Origin of the sequence: Paraburkholderia sp. RL17-347-BIC-D, from assembly GCF_046027915.1 — a bacterium.
Taxonomy (GTDB): domain Bacteria; phylum Pseudomonadota; class Gammaproteobacteria; order Burkholderiales; family Burkholderiaceae; genus Paraburkholderia.
Genome location: NZ_JARESS010000092.1, coordinates 1 through 17,740 on the forward strand (window position 1 = coordinate 1; position 17,740 = coordinate 17,740).

Genomic DNA, 17,740 nt, shown 5'->3' on the forward strand with positions numbered 1-17,740 from the left:
TGCGTGGTGTTCGCGCTCGCGAGCTGTCTGCACGGGCATGCCCTGAATCCAGGTCTTGACCTCGAGCCACAGCTCGGGCGACAGATACCGGACGATGCGCGGCCGGGCCCGTCGGGCACGCTGACGCGACAGCGACAGCGGATTGCCGGCCAGATACCCGGCCTGCACGAGCCACGCAAACATGACGTTGAGGATCACCATGGCCTGGCGCTGGCTCGCTCCGGACAGCGGGCCGTAGAACGGGCGCCAGCGCGGATCGTGGCGGGGGTGTTTGCGTCCGCCGTCAACGGTCCACCGCGCGGCGGGTTGGGGATCGGCGAGAAAGTGTTGGTAGACGAGCAGGTCCTCGTGCGTGAGTGAGGAGAGCGGTTTGCCCATCTGCCGGACCGACCACAGCAGCAGCCGTTCGGCTTCCTTGCGGTAGTTGTCAAACGTGGTCTTCGTATCAGCAAAGCGGGCGAGCCACGCGCGAAGCGCGTCGAGATCGGTGTCAGCGGCGACCTGCATGCGTCCGTTGGCGCGATTCGTGCCGTGACGGCCATCGAGGTCAGGCGGCAGGTCAGGGGGCAGGTCAGGCGCATCGATCGGGCGCGGGGCGGGCAGGGCGGTGGTCATGGTCGGGAGGGGCGGCGGTCCGGGTGGCAGGCGTGGAAGTAATATCAGCGCAACAGGTTGCACAAAATTAACATTATAGGATTAATGTCAAAATATTGGTCAACGGTAATCAGATATATGTTGGTTTACGTAGTAATATTTATCAGAATTATTTGAATGTGATCTCATGAGCGACGTCCTGTCCCCCGATGCGGCGCTGGCCGCCGAAATCGAGCGCCTGAAGGCCGAATTCCCGAAGACGCGCGAGCTCTATCGCGAGGTCTGCGCGCTGTTGTTCTTCCGTCATGGCATCACGCCGACCGCCAACCGCCTGTATCAGCTCGTCCGGCGCGGCAGCATGGGCACGCCCACGGCCGTGCTGGTCGAGTTCTGGAAGGAGTTGCGGGAGAAGAGCCGGGTGCGCATCGAGCATCCGGACCTGCCGGCTGATCTGCAGGCGGTCGCCGGCGAACTGGTTGCGACGCTGTGGACCCGCTCCAGCACCGCGGCGCGTGACGCGCTCGACGCGCTGCGCGACGAGATCGAGGTGCAGCGGGGGGAGGCGCAACGGGCTGTCGTCGCGGCCCGGGACGAACTGGCTCGCGTTGAGGACGCGCTCGAGCAGCGCACCGGCGCGTTGCTGGCCGCGCAGGTGGAGGTACGGGAGCTGGAAAAGGCACAGGCCGAAGGCCGCGCACAGCGACAGGCGCTGGAGGCAGAGCTTGAGCGGGTCCGGGCGACGCTGGCTGCGCGTGATCGCGAGTTCGTGGAGGTGCGTGAAGGATTCTCACGCGATCTCGGGAAGCAGCGGGACGCGACGGAACGCGCGGAGGAACGGTTCCGTGCCTCTGAAAAGCGTGCCCTGCTGGAGATCGATCGCGAGCGAAGCGCCGCAACGAAACTGCAGAAAGAGCTGGACGAAGCCGTGCGCCGTGCGGAGCAGAAGGACGCCGATCATCGCCGCGCGTCTGAAACCATGCAGGCACAGCTGGGCGACGCGCGTCATCAGGCTGGCGTGCTGCAGGGGCACCTCGATGCAATCCGGGCGGCCAACAGCGCGTACGCGCAGGAACTCGAGATCCTGCGGCGCCAGCCGCTCACTGCGCCCGCATCACGCCCGGAAACCGGGGCGCGCCGGAGCTCGCCGCAGTCAAAAGGCACAGTCCGGAAGGCCGGGTCACCCGCTCGCAACCGACGTGCGTCGAAGGGTTCGGCGACATGAAGAAGGCGCCTGGAAGGCGCAGGCCGGCGGTCTGCCCGCCGATCGGTACGTTGATGCAATATGGCGACCGGACGGTGCGAGTCGTCGCCGAGGCGAGCGGCCAGCGCGCCCTCATCGAGTCGGTCGGCGACGACGGCCGGATTTTTCGCAGTCACGTGAAATGGACGAACCTGCTGGCCCTGACCGGGCAGCTGTTCTGAAACACGACACGCCAGGCGGCTGCACGAGTCGCGTAATTGTCTCCGCGATGCGGAGAGTTTTGCTGGCCAGATCCTGCGCAGCCTTACAGCGACTGGTTTGCCGGCATGTGCGGCGTCCTGTAAGGTGTCAGGCTGGCCCACCTACGTGGGGCGATTGACGTGCGCTCTTCGACAGAAAGGAAAATCATGAACAAACAGGAACTGGTTGATACGGTCGCGACAGCAACCGGCAACAGCAAGGTGGCCGTGGCGGCCGCCGTCGATGCGATCATCGGCACAGTGACGGGCGCGGTCGCGAGCGGCGAAGCGGTGCAACTGATCGGGTTCGGTACGTTTGCCGCCGGTGCGCGCGCGGCGCGGGTTGGCCGTAATCCCGCCACCGGAGCTGAAATGCAGATCGCTGCGGCCAAGACGGTCAAATTCACGGCGGGCAAGGCGTTCAAGGATGCGGTTAACGGCGTGTGACCCGGATGATTGGTTTTCTGACATCGGAGTTCCAGCCAGCATGAGTTCACTTACGCCCACACCGCTACTGAATGAAGTCCGGGATCTGATTGATTCGGCGCGTGAGCGCGCGGCGGCCGCCGTCAACGCCGAACTGTCGCTGCTGTACTGGCGGATTGGACACCGCATCCGCGCAGAGGTGCTGGGCGGTGCACGTGCGGAGTACGGCCGGCAGGTGATCGCATCGCTTGCAGGAGCACTCACCGCTGAATATGGCCGCGGCTGGAGCGAGCAGCAGTTGCGGCATTGCGTGCGGGCCGCAGAGATTTTCCAGGACGAGGCAATTCTCTCCGCAGTGCGGAGAGAATTGAGCTGGACGCACATCAAGACGCTCATCTATGTCGACGACCCGCTAAAGCGCGAGTTTTACCTTGAGCTCTGTCGGCTGGAACGCTGGTCGTCCCGGCAATTGCAGGAGCGCATGGATTCGATGCTCTTCGAGCGCAGTGCGATTTCGCGGAAATCCGCAGACGCGATCCGGCATGATCTGGCGCAAATACGGCAGGAGCGGCGCGTACAGCCGGACGTGCTGTTGAAAGACCCGTATGTGCTGGACTTCCTCGGCCTGAACGATCACTACCTCGAAAAGGATCTCGAAGACGCCATCCTGCGCGAGATGCAGCAATTCCTGCTTGAACTCGGCGCTGGTTTCACATTCGTGGCCCGCCAGAAGCGGCTGCAGATTGATAACGATGATTTCTACATCGATCTGCTTTTCTACAACCGCAAGCTCAAGCGGCTCGTGGCAATCGAACTGAAGCTTGGCTCATTCAAGGCTGAATACAAGAGCCAGATGGAACTGTATCTACGCTGGCTGGCGAAACACGAACAGGAACCTGACGAACTGCCGCCACTTGGGATTATTTTGTGCGCCGGCAAGAAACAGGAGCAGATCGAACTGCTCGAACTGGACAGGAGCGGCATCCACGTCGCTGAATACCTGACCGTGCTGCCTTCCCGCGAGACCTTGCAGGCCAAACTTCACCAGTCAATCGAGGCAGCGCGGCTGCGGTTGCGGCCCAAGCCGGAAAAATGAGGTTCTAGCGTGCTTCCTTCGGCGCTGATCGCGGAACCGCTGAGACATAAGCCCGGAACGATGAACGGTTTGCAGCGGAGAGTCGCTTTCACAGCAATGCACGAATACGACCGCAACCGCCGCCGCTACTACTTTTACTTCGAAAACGCTTTTATTTTTACTTCATCGGACGACAGTCCGGACATCCTTTTCAGCCTGGTTCTGCATCATCCCGACGAACGGGTTTTGCTTGATGACACCCCAGCGCACTGCGTAATTGCAGATCGTCTGCATGAGGGCCATGTCTTTGTTCGCGCCGATCGGCGCGCCGGCCTTCGCGCGCTGGTCGAGGTATTGATAACCGTGGAAGGTTTCGAGCTTCTTCGGATCCATGCGCCCGAAAATTCGTCAGGTGGTCGCATGCGCCTGCGCGTACTGCCAGCCCTTCTTTCGACTGGTCGCGAAAGTGCGTCGGTGCAACATCCGTTTTGAAGCGGTCGATCATGTCGGCGACAGAACCGAGAGGATCTGGCCTACCTGAATGTCGAGCGCCTTGCGTTTCGCGCTGCGCTCGGCTGCTGTGATCTCTGCCCGGTCGCCGAGCTTCGCGGACGTCAGCGTCTCGCTGCGGCCGTCCGGGTACTTGTACCAGAAGGAGATTTTGCGCACGCCATACCGCTTGTAGAAACGATTAATGCCCGTCGACTCGTTCGTGGCGACGTGCTTCTCACGCGAAGGCCTGGAGGTTCGGGCCGGCATCGTATTTCGTTGACTTGGTTTCAGTTGTAAGTCCGAGCTTCCGGTCGCGGTACTCGCGAGCCACCTTCGGCAAGCCATTCTTGTCGACGACGAATCGCCAGTGGTTATCGGTGAGCCAGTGCGTCATCGCGGCGCGCTGATCCGGTTTGCAGCCGACCAGGTCGGCCAGCTCGTGCGCTGATAGGTAGTCGCTCTATTCACACCCAGCGTTTGCGCGTGATTTCAATCATTCGTTGTGCTGCTGCTTCCGTTTCGATCACGGAAGTTTTGCGTTCGGTTCCGCTTCGACCCCGTCCATATATGACCTATTCTTATTTGCATAGGTCGATTGTGTCGGAGAGGGAGGGCGAAATGGAACGGTGCCTTGCTTGCGAGACGTTGATCGGAAGAGCCTCAACGGTCCCCCCACACGAAAAACTCCACTGCTCTGGGTCGGGTGTTTTTGGTACGCCAAAATCGCCGATAACACGCTACATCCTTTACCGATGCACCTCATGCGGTTGCTGGATGAGGCAAAACACATCCAATGGATTACCGGCGGGCCTTTGGTGGACATGCGAGTCGAGTGCTCCTGTTCCGCAAGTTCCTGAGCGCAAGCCTCCCGACCATGCCTGGAGGAAGGCGGTACTTGCCTCAGTGCTGGGGCGACCCCGATAGCACCGCAGAGCGAGCGATTGTTGCCGTTCATGAGTTGTCCCCGTTCTCTGCGGATGCCGCGACAGCTGCGGGGCTCCATGCGATTAGCGGCTGATCGTTGCGCATATATAGTGGATGACGCGGCGAGCCGTCCTTCGTCGTGTCGAGACACCAAAGGCGCGCGCCGGCGTCGAGCATGATGCTGGCGACGCGCGCGGCGTGCTCTGGCCTGGCATTCGAGCCCCATGCGCAAATTACGTCGCCGCACTCGCGAGCGAAATTCCACAGGTAGTAGTCGTTATCGGGCCCGACCGGATCCGGATGGGACCAAAGAGCGGCTGGGTCTGCCGAGCGCAGCGCGTACAGGTTGGCGACTGCCAGACCATTGCAATCCCACAGCTTCGCGAAGCCGCGGCATCGGCGAATGGTCGGATCGTCGAGCCGCGCGTCGGCAGTGCTCGGATTGAGCATGACGAACAGCGCATTCGATTTTTCGGGCGACATTGATTCGGCTGGGCGCGTCAGCCGATAGCGATATATGCCACAAGGGGTGATGACTGTGCTCATGCTAGGATTCCTCGAAAACCATCTGGGAGAGATCCGTGCCGCACTGGGAACACATCCGCAACGGACACGTCGTCAGCATCAACGCCGGTCAAAATGTGCGAGGCAGATGGAGTTGGTCCTATACCATCGACGGCGACGGCTACACAGAGATGCGCGACCGTCCCTTGAAGTCTGCCGATGCTGCCCGCCTCGAAGCAGAGCTTGACGCGAACGTGAAGGCCGATCGGCTGCCCGCCGGCGACGCTGTTGAGTAATTTACTCATGCAACACCTCGCGGGAATTCGTCATGCGTGCGGCCGTCGAGATGGCGGCCGGCCGCTTTCTTGCCGCAGCGATAGAGCACAGGTTCATCATTGCAGTGCATCCCTTCAGCGGAACCCGGCGTCATGGTGCTGAATTCCCACTCGCCGTCCCAATAGTCCGCGACCCGCGCGGTCCGCGTCAGCGGTCCGCCGCAATTTTCGCCGGGCGCCCACTCTTCCCCATTGCTTGAACAGGTAGGGGACGCCCAGCGCCATCGCACTGATCGCGAAGATCACGCACCCAATCCGGATGCATCGGCCGCGCGTCGCCGCCGCTTTCACCTCCCGCGATCACCCGATCGATTCGGCCCGGCATGTCGCTGTGATTGGTGAAGCCGCCGCGCTGCTCGCCGAGGGCTGCAGGCTGGCCGCACGCCAGCACGCCCGCCTTGTTCCAGTAGCCGCCGCGAAGCACGTCGGCGCGTTGACCGGGTATTGACGGCCATGCGACGCTTTCAAGGTCGACCGGCCCAAGAACCGGCTCCATCGACAGGAAGCGCACGCGCGCCGGCACCTCGAGCAGCTTCGGAATGTCGCGGTCAGCCTCTTCCTGATTGACGATCGTCGCACCCAGACAGACGTTATCCCACGGCCATACCGGACCAAGGGCATCCGCGTCGCGGGCATCGTCGATCATTTGGCGCGCATTGCCGATGCACTTTATCAGCAACAGCCAGTCGAGATTCGGCGTGCTGCGGATCAGGCGAAATAGGTCGACGCGCCACGAAGGATCGACGGCGTTATCGAACACGTCGGCAAGCGAAGCGCAGAAAACACGCTGGCGCCGGCCGTGCGCTGCGAAGAACGCATCATGCTGCGCGTTCCACTGAATAGGCTTGCGCCAGTTGGCCGCCGACGTGCGCCGCCGCGGCGCCCCGGGCCCCCAGTTGATCACGGTGCCCCCACCGAAGCGCGCGTTGCGCGTCTCAGCGTAGCAGTGGTCGAAGCCGGGGCCGACTTTCTGGCACCCTTCCCACGGGTTAAACGTGTGATCGGTCCGTTCGATTTTGCTGTTCTCGCTCATCGTGCATCTCTAAATTTTTGTTCCCTGGTGCCGATAGCACGGTGGTTATCGACAAGGGAAACAGAAGATTGGAAATCGCAGAAGCAAAGCTGATCGTGAACGCCGCCAATGAGGTGTTCGATGTCCTTGAGGAAGAGCTCGGACTTACGGATGGCTCTCCGGAATGGAAGGAGCTTTATGACCGCGTCGTGCTCGGAACGATTGCACGTAGAGCTAAGACGCAAGCTGATCTCGAAATGATGCTGGCGGTGTAGCAGGGCGCTCACGCATCACCTCCGCTTGCTGGCTGCGCGGCGAGAAAGGCGTTGCGCATCCGGCGACCCAAATCGTGTTCGAATCCACGGTCGTCAAACCAAGCGACGATTGCTCTATCAATCTGCTCGTCCGTCAGCGCCCGCTCCGTCTGTGCTGGCTGCGGGCGAGATAGAGTTGCGTTCCGACTTCTAGCGGGCGCGTCGCCTCGATGATTGTGCCAAAGTCGTCCTGGATTGTCGCGCACGGTCGCCACCGGCTCCCCCGATTGCGCTGGCGCGGCAGGGGATGCGGTGCGATGCTTGCGCTCGTACTTGGCGCCATTGCAGACGCAGAAACCCGGCCTGTCTGTCGGCTCGCCGCAGTGACGGCACAGCTCGACGTCTGGGTCTTGCTCATTGTCCTGCAGCACTGCAGGCTTGCTTGCAGATAGCAGTTCGCGAACCATTGCGATCAATTCTTTGCGGTCGAACGTGAAAAGCGGCTCATCAGTTTCGACAGTGTGCATATAGCCGGCCTCTACGATCTGTCCATCAGACGGTCGCATATCCGCTCCTGCGTCGAGCGTGGCGGTCTGAATTTGAGTCATGCTAGGATTCCTCTGCATCCGACAGGAGACAGCCATGCGCCGAATTGAGACGGGCTATCGTCAGGTTATGGAGTACGACCACAAGAACCGGCTGGTTCACGTGGTTACGGCGTACGAGATTCGCTCTGACAGCTGGCCGTTTCATGTGTACGTCGGCACGCGCGGAGACCAGATGCACAAGGTTGGCAGCGTCGGCGAGGCGCGCACTATGAACGAAGCTTTCAATCGGGGCTTCCAGGCCGGCCGGATGTTCATCGACGGCACCAGCGCGTAGGAGCCCACGCGCGTGCCCCCATGGTCTGTTGCCAGGAGAGAACGCGCCGCCTCTGCCTGCAGTTGAATATCACTCATAGTTCCCATCCGCCGTTTGGCTGATTTTTCCGTAAGAACTTCCCCTGGCGTGCAGTCGACAGGCACACGCGATGCTCGTATTTGCGAGCACGTCATCGTCGGAGGAAGCCATGTCGAGCCAAGCCTATGTGCCCTATCGCGGATACCGGATCGAAGTCCACGTCACTCCGGTAGCGAAGCGTCAAATCGGGGGCGGTGCGCGGCGATACCGGGTGTCGTGGGAGGTTTCGTCGTCGCAGCATCCGATGCAGACAGTTGTAAGTTTTCCAGAGCAATTCGAATTCCTTTCGGAGCAGCATGCGTTTAAATACGGCGAAAATCGAGCGCACACGTACATCGATTCAATCGAGTGCACTCGGACCGCGACGGCATAAGCCGGTTGATCTCCACACCATTTCGACGCTATCGACCCGGCAAGCGGATGCTGCGTGCCGCGCAGATTCGAGACGTGAGTATTGAATTGCTCACTTCGAAAGTTCCTGCGTGGCGGCGATTTTTTCGCGAGCCGCAGCGACATCTGCCTCTGCGTGATCGGCCCACTCGGCGCCGTGCGCGAGCACGTGCTTGATGAGCCAGTGGAGGCAATAGGCCTGTTCGTCTTCGGCGCGCGTTTTGATATCGGCGCCGACGGACCGTAACAGATGGGCATTGCGGGCCAACTGGAAGCACATCATGCCGAGCACGTGGTGTAGCTCCGGCGGAATCTCGGCGGGATAGGTCATCGCGCCGGCGGGCGGCCGCGCCAGCGCCTGGACAATTCGCGGATGAAAAGCGAGGTAGTCGAGATCCGGGTCGACCATGTCGTTGCTCATGATCATGCTGAAGCCCCAGACCACGCGAAACATGCCGCCCAGCGCCGAATCAAGACACTCCTTCATGCGGTCATAGAACACGCGCAGGTGCTCCGGATCGTCCTCGTCGAAGAATGTCGGTTCGTCGGCATCTTCTGCATTGGGCGTCGCAGGGTGGTAACCCTTGTCGATATCGCCGAGGACGCCCACGAGTTCTACTGCGGCGTCGATGTCCTGCTTAGACGCCTTTGCCATCTTCATCTGAACTTCGGTTTTCATTGTTTGCTCTCCGGAGCACTGTGAGCGCGACCTTCGCTGTTCGCGATGAACTCTTTCAGGGCCGCCACCATGTCTTCACGCTCAGCGTTGCTGATGTAGTTCATTCGGCCGCGGTCGCCGTTGAACGGGAACACGAAAATGGCGAAGCCATAGCTCTTGAAAATGTTGGCCATCACCGAGGCGACGTCGTTCATGAACTTGCGGTGCTGCAGGTCGATTTCTCGATGGTCACTCATGTTTTCTTCACTTAACCGAGATATCAGGGACGATGACCGAGGACTTGAAAATCACCTTGTAGTGATATGTGCTCACGTCCGCCCCATCGATCTGCTCGACGAAATAGGTCACGTTGTCGGACAGTCGAGGAATGCTTTTTGAAGCTGGCAGGGCCGGTTTTGCACGTCATGGAAACTTCGCGAGTTTTATCGGCATTGCCGATGGAACACAAACCTTCGATGCTCAGCATGTAGTCGCCGACCGCGCGGTGAGCGCATGGTCGCGGGTGACCAGCAAACCCGCACCATGCACCTGCTGTTCGCGTCCACGCTTCGTCTCGGCGCCCGGCTTCGGCGACGAGACGCGCGTTGTCCAGGTTCAACTGCGTGATCTCGTTCTTCCAGACGATGGCTCCAGTATCGCTGTTCATCGTCACTCCTTTGCAGACCCGCTTTACGATCCGGTGATGCGTCGCCAAGCCGCCGCATCCAGTAACATGTCGCGATAATGCTCGACCGGAAAGCTCAACGTTCCGCGGAAATTGACATGCGCGAAGTGCGCCGGCCCCAGCCGCCGCAACCAGTCGTCGTCAATCCCCTGTCCTTTGCGTTGCCAGTCAACGCAATCACCAGGTTGGTCAACAACGTCAGCGAGCCGGATATTGCAATCATTTCGTCGCGGCGCCGTCCGCGCTCAGGCGCGATCTAGCCGGTGTAGATCGCACGCTGCAGCTGATGAACCGATTCGCCGCGGTTAAGCAACGTATGCATTTCGCGCCGAAACTCCACGTTGCTGAAGTAATCGCACAGGAATAGCGTGCGCAGAAGCCTGCCAAGGTGGTCCGCCGCCCGGTACACGGGGTCACCCTGCGCCGCGCTACCGAACCGCTGCAAAGCGACATTTGCGCTCACGCGTCCCGAGTGAATCGCCGCGAAGAGGCGCAGCAGTTCCTCCCAGCCATCACGAATCGCCTTGATGGATATCTCGTAGGCAAGGACCGATGCCAACCCGTCCGGAGCGGCCACTCGTCGCGGCAAATACAGTTTCCGTTCCGAGAGCTTGCGCAGCCGCGGGCAGAGATCGAAACCGAGCACCGGCTATGCTTATCCACTCTGTCTGGCGCATGGTGCTTCGCCTCGGATTCCCGTTCGCTCGCGCCTGGTGGTACCTACGACGGCCTCGCCATGAGGGCGCGCGAGTACCAATCTACGTCGGGCGGGCACTGTTGCTTGTGAAGTTATCGTACCGGGCCGAATGGAATTTTCCCGGCGGTAGTGTCCGGGCCGGTGAGACGCCTGATGCAGCGGCGCGGCGGGAAATGGAGGAGGAGATTGGTCTGTCGTCGCACACGTTACTCCCCGCGGGCAGTGCCTGCGGCATTTGGGACGGGCGAAGAGACCGGGTGCATTTCTATGAACTGCACCTCGATTGCATCCGGAGCTGCGACTTGATAATCGTGAGATTATCGCCGCACATCTGGCATCGCCGGAGGAATTGCACGGCATCGCGCTGACAGGGGCGCTGGCTGCGTATCTCGGTGTTAGTTGGCCCTTTTCCTTTCGGGACATCTCGACGGATTCTGGTGTCGGGAAAGCAGCCGGTCGGTCCCCGCCCTCCCTAGCCGAGCTGTTCGAACTGGAGCCTGTGGCGACGCGGCCCGTGGCCGTCAATATCGCTTGAGCGACAGCACGTCGAACGTATGACGGATCGTTTCCACCGATTTCTCGTAGTCCGATAGCGCGAGGCACGCAATCAGCACATCGATGATCGCCAGTTGTGCGAGACGGCTCGTCATGGCTTCCGTGCGAAATCTGGTCTCGCGCGCCATGGTGAACAGCACGATATCGGCAAAGGCCTGAATCGGCGAACGCCCGAAGTTCGTGAGGCAGATGGTGCGTGCGCCAGCTTCCTTGGCAAGGCGCGTTGCCATCACCGTTTCGTGCGTGCTGCCCGAGTGGGAGATGGTGAGCGTCGCCACGCTGGGGTCGCAAAGCGACGCGCTGATGACCTGGATGTGCGGGTCGATCACCGCGCGTACGTCCAGCCCGATACGCAGCATGCGGTAGTGCGCATCTTCGGCGATCGACGCCGCGCTGCCTACCCCGTAGATTTCAATGCGGCGGGCGTTACGGATCACCTCGACCGCCCGCTCGAGCTCGTCCACGTCAAGCGTAGACTGCGTTTCATTCAGGGTCTGCACGTTCGAGCTGAAGATCTTCGAAATTACCGCCGCCGTGTTGTCGCTGGGCTCGAGATCTTCATGGATCAACTGCACCGGGCGCACGATTTCCTGCGCCAACACGATCTTGAGCTGCTGAAAGCCGGTGGCGCCGATCGCCTTGCAGAGGCCCACTACGCTGCCTTCGCTCGCACCCACACGCTCGGCGACCTCGCTGACCGACATGTGCACCACTTCCTGCGCGTGCTGGCGGACGAAGTCTGCGATGCGCTGGCTGGTGGCGCCGAAGGTCGGATAAAGCTGCTCGATGCGCGACAGGATCGCCGACACCGAACTCGGCTGGGCCGGCGCCCCGGCCGCGGCCTTGGCACTCGCCGCGCCCTTCTTTGCGGGTTTCATCAAAGCTCCTGTGAAAGAATCCGTCGAGCCGCTGGCACACCGCGCGAGGCGCGGCTCGGGCCGCCCAGTGCGCGATCGCAACCGTGCCCAACAAGGTAGCCGCAAGGATAGCGTGACTGCCGGGCGTGATGAAAGCGGTAAGTATCAAAAGGCGAGGCAAAATCGATTAACCCGTCGCAGTGTTAACGACCAGTCGAATGATGTTTGCGATGTCCACGACCAGCCGACCGGCGGAAGCCGGATGCCGCCTCCGCCGGCCGGAGCCCGTCTAGCTCAAGTGAAGCGCCATAGCCGGATCGCTAACAGTCGGCTTGCCCGTTTCGATACGACCCGAGAAGCGGCGCACGAAGTTGTCGCCCGTTACCGTGAGGTCGTACCAGTTGCCGCTGCCCGAGAGATCCCAGTGCAGCATGCCGACATCGCCGGCAGAAACATTCATCTGCCAGGGGCCATCGGTGCGGTAGGCGTTGGACTGCACCGTCACCGTGCCGGGCGCGGTACCGGTGTTGTGCAACTTCACGTAGACCTGACCGGCGTCCGTGTCGTAGCAGACCTGCACTTCCGGCATGAAGGTCCCGGTACTGGCGGCCACTGCGTTGCCCGCGAAGGTACGGAGGAAGCCGTTCGGGCCGTAGACCCAGAGTTCATATTTGCCGAGGTCGGTCTTTAGCGTGTCGTCCCAGTAGTCCTCAAGCGTCTTGCCGGCTTCGACCGTGTATCGGCGCGGGATGCGGTCCAGGTGATTCTTGTCGTACACATGGAACACTGCTCCTTGCTTACCTGTATTGCTGAACATCAGCTTGACGAGACCGGGACCTTCGATCCGTGCGCTGGTATGCAGTTCATAGGGCAGCGCGCGCGAAAAGCGCGTGCCCGGCTCCTGGAACAGCGGCTGCGGCGTGGCCGGCGGCGCTGCGATGGGCAGGGAGGCCTGGGCGGCAAGCACGGCCTGGTAGTTGCTCGTATCCGGCAGTTTGGGAACGACCGGATCGTTCGGCGAAACAAAGTCGAAACACGAGGTCAGGTCGCCGCAGACCGCGCGGTGCCACGGACTGACCGCGTCGACAGTGATACCGAAGCGCTTCTCGAGAAACAGGCTCATCGACGTGTGGTCGAAAACCTGCGAGTTGACCCAGCCGCCCTTGCTCCACGGCGAGATGACGTACATCGGCACGCGCGCGCTGAGACCCCACGGCCGCACGTTGCCGCTGATGGTGTCCTTGGCGTTCAGGTACTTTCTCGCCGGATCGGAGAAGTACTCGCCGTCCAGCGGTAACGTGGCCTTGCCTGCCAGTGTGCCGTCCAGGTTGTACGACGGTGGCGCTGGCGGCGCCACATGGTCGAACAGGCCCTCGTTCTCGTCGTAGGTCAGGAAGAATGCGGTCTGGGCCCAGACGTCTGGATTGGCGGTGACCGCGTCGAGCAGTTCGGCCGTGAAGTTCGCACCGATCGCTGGATTGCTGTTGCCGGAGTGTTCCGAGTTGGCTGCCGTGCACAAGATCCACGACACTTCGGGCAACGTGTTGCTCATCACATCGTTTTTCAGGTCCGCAATCGAGTAGTCCGTCATGCCCTTCACGTACAGCGGATCGCCGGGCTTGGCGGTGCGGAAGTCTTGGAAAGCCAGGCCGCCGTGCATGGCGCCGGTCCAGTTGTCGTTGGTGTCCTGGTAGATTTTCCAGCTCACGCCGGCGTTCTCGAGCACCGACGGCAGGGAAAGCCAGGTGAGTGCGTTGTCCGCATACGTATAGCCCGGCGTCGGCATGGTGCCGGTGATCCAGCAACGATCGTTGTTGGGTTCCGAGGTCCGGTCGTCGCTGTTGATGCCCATCTTCGCCAGCTTCGGGTCGAAGCCCGAGCCGGAGAAGAAAACCACGCGGTTCGGGTCCGTGCCGCTCGTGGTCGAGCAGAAGTGGTTATCACAGATCGTGAACGCTTCGGCCAGCGCGAAATGGAACGGAATGTCGTTGCGGGCAAGATAGCCCATCGTGTACGGCGTCTTGTAAGCCGGCCAATGGCCTGACTTGCCCTGATTCCAGGCCGCCTGCATGTCGGAGAAGCTGTGCGGCGTGCTGGGCGATTGCAGTGCCTTAACTTTGGTCATATCCATGTGATACGGCGGAATCTCGTTGCCGCTTGCGTCCTGCTGGTACCACACGTCCTTGCCGCTCTCGAGTGGAATCGGCAAGCGGTCGCCGTAGCCGCGTACGCCCTTCAGCGTGCCGAAGTAATGATCGAAGCCACGGTTTTCCAGCATCAGGATGACGATGTGCTTGATGTCCTTGATGGTGCCGGTGTCTACCGCAGCTTGAACGGAAAGTGCGCGGGCGATACTGGGCGGCAGCATGCCCAGCGCGAGGGCGGCGCCTGCCGACTTGGCGGCACCGGTAAGGAAACTGCGTCGATCGAATTTTTTCATGGTCTTGGCTACGTAGGGGTTGAGCGCGGGGCGGTGCTTCGCGGCGTCAGGGCGCGCAACTCAGCTTGGTGCTGGGCGGAGCGGAGGACGGCTGAGCGCCGGAAGCGGCGTTGGCGGCGCCTGGCGTGTTTGTCGAAGACCCGCCGCAGGCGGTTAGCGACAGGCTCAGAACGATGCAGGCCGCTACGGCACGGCCATACAACAGGACTTGGGTCATTGGCGGGATCTCATGGGCTGATAGACAATTAGTACAACTGACTGCAGGGACAGTTGACCGATCTGCGCGATGATCTGGTCTAGTCCGAACACGGCGCTAAAGCCTTGGCAGTAGCGGGTACCGGCACAGAGAATAAAAATTGCATGTGTCAGCAGAATGAAGATATTTCATTTTCTATCAATAATCTGTCTGAATAAACTTCATTCCGTCTCTGTCAGTTCGGGCTCTGCTACGACCCGCTGGCCACGGGGCTAATCTCCCAGGCGCTCCACCAACTGCCGTGGTTCTCACATCTGGAAAACCGGCCAAACGGCTCGACCAGCGTCTGCACGCGGTAGCTCGTGGTCTTCATCGTCAGGGTCGCCGGGTCCATCCGTTGCCCGTCGACGTATCTGTGGCAAGTGATCGGCAAGATGTTCGAGACGCGCGAGATCGGGCTTTGGGCGACGTTGCTGGCGATCCTGAGTGCCCGCAACTACACGCTGCACCGGCCGTCGTATGTGGCCGCGCGGGCGCTCGTCAGCATGATGCGCGCGATGCCCGAACTCATCAGCGCACTGTTCCTGGTACTCGCCTACGGCTTCGGCCCGACCCCCGGTGTGCTTGCGCTCGCGTTGCACTCGGCCGGCTTTCTCGGCAAATTCTATGCGGAAGACATCGAGAATGCGGACGGCAAGCCGCAGGACGCGTTGCGGGCGATCGGCGCGGGGCCCGCTGAAGGTGCTGCGCTTCGCGGTGCTGCCTCAGGTGCTGCCGCAGTACGTCGCCTACACGCTGTATGTGCTCGATTGCAATGTGCGGATGCCGACCGTGGTCGGCCTGGTCGGCGCGGGCGGCATCGGGCAGGAACTCAAGGGCCGCTTCGACATGTTCCAGTACGATCGGGTCGGTACGATCCTGCTGATGATTTTTATCACCGTGTTCGTTCTGGATCAAGTTGCTGCATGCCTGCGTCGGGCATAGACCTGATGGTTTTGTCGCAGTAAGGCTCGCGGAGGAAGTGACCGATATGCAAAGTACTGCTTATTTTACCAGTTCGTAGAATTGAAAGGCGGCGGACGGATGGGTTCCGTGAGCCCATTTCATCTATCTTTTGGCGATCAAGTGCATGACTTCGTTGCGGCCAGCAGGATCCGGACTCAGCGAAAGTCTTGAATCCCAGCATGGGTCGCATGCGACGCTTGATCGCCCGATGGTCCAGCTCAGCCAGTTGTTGAGATATCTGAATTGGCGGATCCTGACGGGTGTTGCACGTTCGGCATCGATGGCTTCGAGCGCGGCGAAATCGGCATCACTCCTGTTGATGGTGCCGTCTCGGAGACGCCATTCTACGCGATCGATCTCTCGAAGTATCGCCGGGCTGCGGCCTTGTCCCGATGGGCGCGCAGCAGGAGGTCGATAATGTGACCCTCCTCGCCGGAATGAAGCCGTCCCACGACGCCAGGAAAGCGATCCCATTCGAGAGTAGCAAAAGCGCGCCTCTCGAATGGAGATCAATGGCTGAGGTGCGTATCGAAAAATTGAGTGATTTCTGCGAATGCCGCTTTGTCCTCGGGCACACGATCATCCATCTGGTACTGAGCGTGCGACATTCCGTCGAAAACTTCGAGTTGTGCATCGACGCCGGACTGCTGAAGCTTCTGGTGTACACGGACCGTGTTGCTGAGCAGCAAGTCGCGTGTTCCTGTGGTCAGGATCGCTGGCGGAAAGCCATGCATATCTCCGTAGACGGGTGAGAGCAGCGGGTCCTTCAGATCATGACCGTGGGCGTAGACAACTGCCGCGGCGTGACAGAACCCATTGGGTGACACCAGGACGTTGTCCACCTTTTCATTCGTGGAGAACGAGTCACCAGTCTTCGTCAGGTCGGACATCGGCGTACCAGGTGCGATCGCACCCGGCATTTTCAGCCCTTCCTGCCTCGCGCGCAGCATCAGTTCTAGCACGAGCGCGCCACCGGCCGAGGTCCCGAAAACGCCCACATTCTTTGGGTCGTTCCTCTGGAGCACCGACTTATACACACTCTCGACGTCGTCGAGCGCTGCGGGGAAATAAGCCTCGGGCGGCATGCGGTAGTCGACCGAAATGACCTTGTAGTGTCCAAGACCCGCCATGATGATGGCCTCTCCCGTACCCGACTCTCCAGGGTAAAGCTCGTAGCAGCCGCCATGGATATGAATCAGCACCTTGTCGCGATGTTCGGGCGGAATATGGTTGGGCGTCACGATGTGCACCCTCACGCCGTTGATCGTCGATGCCTGCACCGTCACGTCCAGACGCTCGCGCATGGCCGGGAGCGTTTGCATGACCTTCGCGGCCTGTGCGTCGGCAGCCGTTCTCCATTGCTCGCCCGTCGTCCACAAGACATTCCAGGCGGGGTTCAGCGGCGCCCCGATGAGCCTTTGCAATTGGGGGCTGACTTCCGTCGGCACCGGAATGGTCCGCGCGGGCACCTGGCGAGGCGCAAGCGTGCCGTCGTCGGCAAGCGCCGCGCCGGAAACTGAGGCGAAGGCGGCGCACGCGAGCAGGAATTTAGTGAACTTCATTGCAGAACTCTCTCCGGTTCGGGATTAAACGGCCACCTGATACACCTTGCGGCTCACGTCGAGCGTCACGTCGCCGCGTTCGCCCAGTGCCGTCATCCCGTGCTCTTCGAGTTTCGTGATCAGCGTGCCGATCGACTGGCCGCTGATCTGATAGTCGCGCAAGCGGGTTCCCACCGACATGCGTTCGAAGAACACACGCGTCGCCGTGATCGCCGCACTGATACGTTCGTCCTCGCTGCCTTCAGTGATGTTCCAGACTCGTTCGGCGTACTGCAGCAACTTCCCGCGTTTCGACTCGCGGCGCACGCTCAGCATGGCCGGCAGCACGATGGCGAGCGTCTGTGCGTGATCGAGTCCGTGCAGCGCCGTGATCTCGTGGCCGAGCATGTGGGTCGCCCAGTCCTGCGGCACGCCGGCGCCGATCAAACCGTTCAAAGCCAGCGTTGCCGTCCACATCAGATTGGCTCGCACCGCATAGTTGTGCGGCTCGGCGAGCGCTTGCGGGCCGACTTCAGTCAGCGTGATCAGCAGGCCTTCGGCGAAACGGTCCTGTACCCTGGCGTCCACCGGGTAGGTCAGGTACTGCTCGACGATATGAACGAACGCATCGACGACACCGTTGGCAATCTGTCGCGGCGGCAACGAATAGGTCGTGGTCGGATCGAGCACCGAGAAGACA

Annotated in this window: 19 protein-coding genes and 6 pseudogenes; 10 read left to right on the plus strand and 15 right to left on the minus strand. The window is 61.1% G+C overall.

Annotation, left to right across the window (positions count from 1 at the left end):
- Positions 1–615 (minus strand): annotated as a pseudogene (locus P0D96_RS45415) (tyrosine-type recombinase/integrase); the annotation flags it as partial.
- A gap of 166 nt (positions 616–781) precedes the next feature.
- Between P0D96_RS45415 and P0D96_RS45420 the strand changes: the two are divergent.
- The 5 genes from P0D96_RS45420 to P0D96_RS45440 all read left to right on the plus strand — a co-directional run bounded on the left by P0D96_RS45420 (position 782) and on the right by P0D96_RS45440 (position 4,027).
- Complete coding sequence (locus P0D96_RS45420) at positions 782–1,816, plus strand: DNA-binding protein (protein ID WP_408320663.1); 1,035 nt, start codon at positions 782–784, stop codon at positions 1,814–1,816.
- Entirely contained in the window at positions 1,813–2,016 is a 204-nt protein-coding gene (locus tag P0D96_RS45425) for a hypothetical protein (protein ID WP_408320665.1), read from the plus strand. Before P0D96_RS45420 ends, P0D96_RS45425 begins: the two co-directional genes overlap by 4 nt.
- Before the next feature lie 186 nt (positions 2,017–2,202).
- Positions 2,203–2,481, plus strand: coding sequence for an HU family DNA-binding protein (locus P0D96_RS45430; RefSeq protein ID WP_408183313.1), 279 nt, complete (start codon positions 2,203–2,205; stop codon positions 2,479–2,481).
- A gap of 40 nt (positions 2,482–2,521) precedes the next feature.
- On the plus strand, positions 2,522–3,556 hold the full coding sequence (locus tag P0D96_RS45435) for a PDDEXK nuclease domain-containing protein (protein WP_408183318.1): 1,035 nt from the start codon (positions 2,522–2,524) through the stop codon (positions 3,554–3,556).
- Between the two features lie 9 nt (positions 3,557–3,565).
- Entirely contained in the window at positions 3,566–4,027 is a 462-nt protein-coding gene (locus P0D96_RS45440) for a hypothetical protein (protein WP_408295798.1), read from the plus strand.
- A 9-nt stretch (positions 4,028–4,036) separates the two neighbouring features.
- Here P0D96_RS45440 and P0D96_RS45445 read toward each other — a convergent pair whose 3' ends face one another.
- The 3 genes and pseudogenes from P0D96_RS45445 to P0D96_RS45455 form a co-directional block, all read right to left on the minus strand.
- A complete protein-coding gene (locus P0D96_RS45445; protein ID WP_408183310.1) occupies positions 4,037–4,294 on the minus strand; it encodes a hypothetical protein in 258 nt (85 codons plus the stop codon).
- Positions 4,263–4,466: pseudogene (locus tag P0D96_RS45450) on the minus strand (DUF4224 domain-containing protein); the annotation flags it as partial. The gene P0D96_RS45445 and the pseudogene P0D96_RS45450, both read right to left, overlap by 32 nt.
- 512 nt (positions 4,467–4,978) lie before the next feature.
- Positions 4,979–5,497 (minus strand): DUF1643 domain-containing protein, encoded by a 519-nt coding sequence (locus tag P0D96_RS45455; RefSeq protein WP_408320666.1) that lies wholly within the window; start codon positions 5,495–5,497, stop codon positions 4,979–4,981.
- Between the two features lie 35 nt (positions 5,498–5,532).
- Between P0D96_RS45455 and P0D96_RS45460 the strand changes: the two genes are divergently transcribed.
- Positions 5,533–5,751 (plus strand): hypothetical protein, encoded by a 219-nt coding sequence (locus P0D96_RS45460; RefSeq protein ID WP_408320668.1) that lies wholly within the window; start codon positions 5,533–5,535, stop codon positions 5,749–5,751.
- Positions 5,752–5,938: 187 nt separating this feature from the next.
- Here the strand turns inward: P0D96_RS45460 and P0D96_RS45465 are convergent, their stop codons facing one another.
- Entirely contained in the window at positions 5,939–6,823 is an 885-nt protein-coding gene (locus P0D96_RS45465) for a DUF5131 family protein (RefSeq protein ID WP_408320670.1), read from the minus strand.
- Positions 6,824–6,891: 68 nt separating this feature from the next.
- On the opposite strand from P0D96_RS45465, the gene P0D96_RS45470 reads away from it, so the two are divergent.
- The gene (locus tag P0D96_RS45470) at positions 6,892–7,077 is read left to right on the plus strand and encodes a hypothetical protein (RefSeq protein ID WP_408320671.1); all 186 of its coding nucleotides are present in this window, start codon (positions 6,892–6,894) and stop codon (positions 7,075–7,077) included.
- Positions 7,078–7,085: 8 nt separating this feature from the next.
- Here the strand turns inward: P0D96_RS45470 and P0D96_RS45475 are convergent, their stop codons facing one another.
- The gene (locus tag P0D96_RS45475; protein ID WP_408320673.1) at positions 7,086–7,664 is read right to left on the minus strand and encodes a hypothetical protein; all 579 of its coding nucleotides are present in this window, start codon (positions 7,662–7,664) and stop codon (positions 7,086–7,088) included.
- Between the two features lie 34 nt (positions 7,665–7,698).
- Here P0D96_RS45475 and P0D96_RS45480 point away from each other — a divergent pair, with 34 nt between their 5' ends.
- Positions 7,699–7,938 carry a hypothetical protein gene (locus P0D96_RS45480; protein WP_408183303.1) on the plus strand — a complete coding sequence of 80 codons (240 nt, stop codon included), beginning with the start codon at positions 7,699–7,701 and terminating at the stop codon, positions 7,936–7,938.
- A gap of 541 nt (positions 7,939–8,479) precedes the next feature.
- Here P0D96_RS45480 and P0D96_RS45485 read toward each other — a convergent pair.
- The 4 genes and pseudogenes from P0D96_RS45485 to P0D96_RS45500 form a co-directional block, all read right to left on the minus strand.
- Positions 8,480–9,085 (minus strand): hypothetical protein, encoded by a 606-nt coding sequence (locus tag P0D96_RS45485; protein ID WP_408320676.1) that lies wholly within the window; start codon positions 9,083–9,085, stop codon positions 8,480–8,482.
- Positions 9,082–9,279 (minus strand): hypothetical protein, encoded by a 198-nt coding sequence (locus P0D96_RS45490; RefSeq protein WP_408183301.1) that lies wholly within the window; start codon positions 9,277–9,279, stop codon positions 9,082–9,084. Before P0D96_RS45490 ends, P0D96_RS45485 begins: the two co-directional genes overlap by 4 nt.
- Before the next feature lie 49 nt (positions 9,280–9,328).
- Positions 9,329–9,731 (minus strand): annotated as a pseudogene (locus tag P0D96_RS45495) (beta-sandwich lipoprotein).
- A 23-nt stretch (positions 9,732–9,754) separates the two neighbouring features.
- Positions 9,755–10,395, minus strand: a pseudogene (locus tag P0D96_RS45500) (Tn3 family transposase); the annotation flags it as partial.
- Positions 10,396–10,400: 5 nt separating this feature from the next.
- Between P0D96_RS45500 and P0D96_RS45505 the strand changes: the two are divergent.
- Positions 10,401–10,840, plus strand: a pseudogene (locus tag P0D96_RS45505) (NUDIX domain-containing protein); the annotation flags it as partial.
- Positions 10,841–10,967: 127 nt separating this feature from the next.
- Here the strand turns inward: P0D96_RS45505 and P0D96_RS45510 are convergent.
- The gene (locus tag P0D96_RS45510; RefSeq protein ID WP_408320680.1) at positions 10,968–11,879 is read right to left on the minus strand and encodes a MurR/RpiR family transcriptional regulator; all 912 of its coding nucleotides are present in this window, start codon (positions 11,877–11,879) and stop codon (positions 10,968–10,970) included.
- Positions 11,880–12,147: 268 nt separating this feature from the next.
- A complete protein-coding gene (locus P0D96_RS45515; protein WP_408320682.1) occupies positions 12,148–14,298 on the minus strand; it encodes a phosphocholine-specific phospholipase C in 2,151 nt (716 codons plus the stop codon).
- Between the two features lie 558 nt (positions 14,299–14,856).
- Between P0D96_RS45515 and P0D96_RS45520 the strand changes: the two genes are divergently transcribed.
- On the plus strand, positions 14,857–15,501 hold the full coding sequence (locus P0D96_RS45520; RefSeq protein ID WP_408320684.1) for a PhnE/PtxC family ABC transporter permease: 645 nt from the start codon (positions 14,857–14,859) through the stop codon (positions 15,499–15,501).
- A 37-nt stretch (positions 15,502–15,538) separates the two neighbouring features.
- Here P0D96_RS45520 and P0D96_RS45525 read toward each other — a convergent pair.
- The 3 genes and pseudogenes from P0D96_RS45525 to P0D96_RS45535 all read right to left on the minus strand — a co-directional run.
- A pseudogene (locus P0D96_RS45525) lies at positions 15,539–15,924 on the minus strand (DDE-type integrase/transposase/recombinase); the annotation flags it as partial.
- 84 nt (positions 15,925–16,008) lie between these two features.
- The gene (locus P0D96_RS45530; RefSeq protein WP_408183295.1) at positions 16,009–17,061 is read right to left on the minus strand and encodes an alpha/beta hydrolase; all 1,053 of its coding nucleotides are present in this window, start codon (positions 17,059–17,061) and stop codon (positions 16,009–16,011) included.
- Positions 17,062–17,085: 24 nt separating this feature from the next.
- The coding region (locus P0D96_RS45535; RefSeq protein WP_408320686.1) for a dehydroquinate synthase/iron-containing alcohol dehydrogenase family protein at positions 17,086–17,740 on the minus strand (655 nt) is incomplete at its 5' end.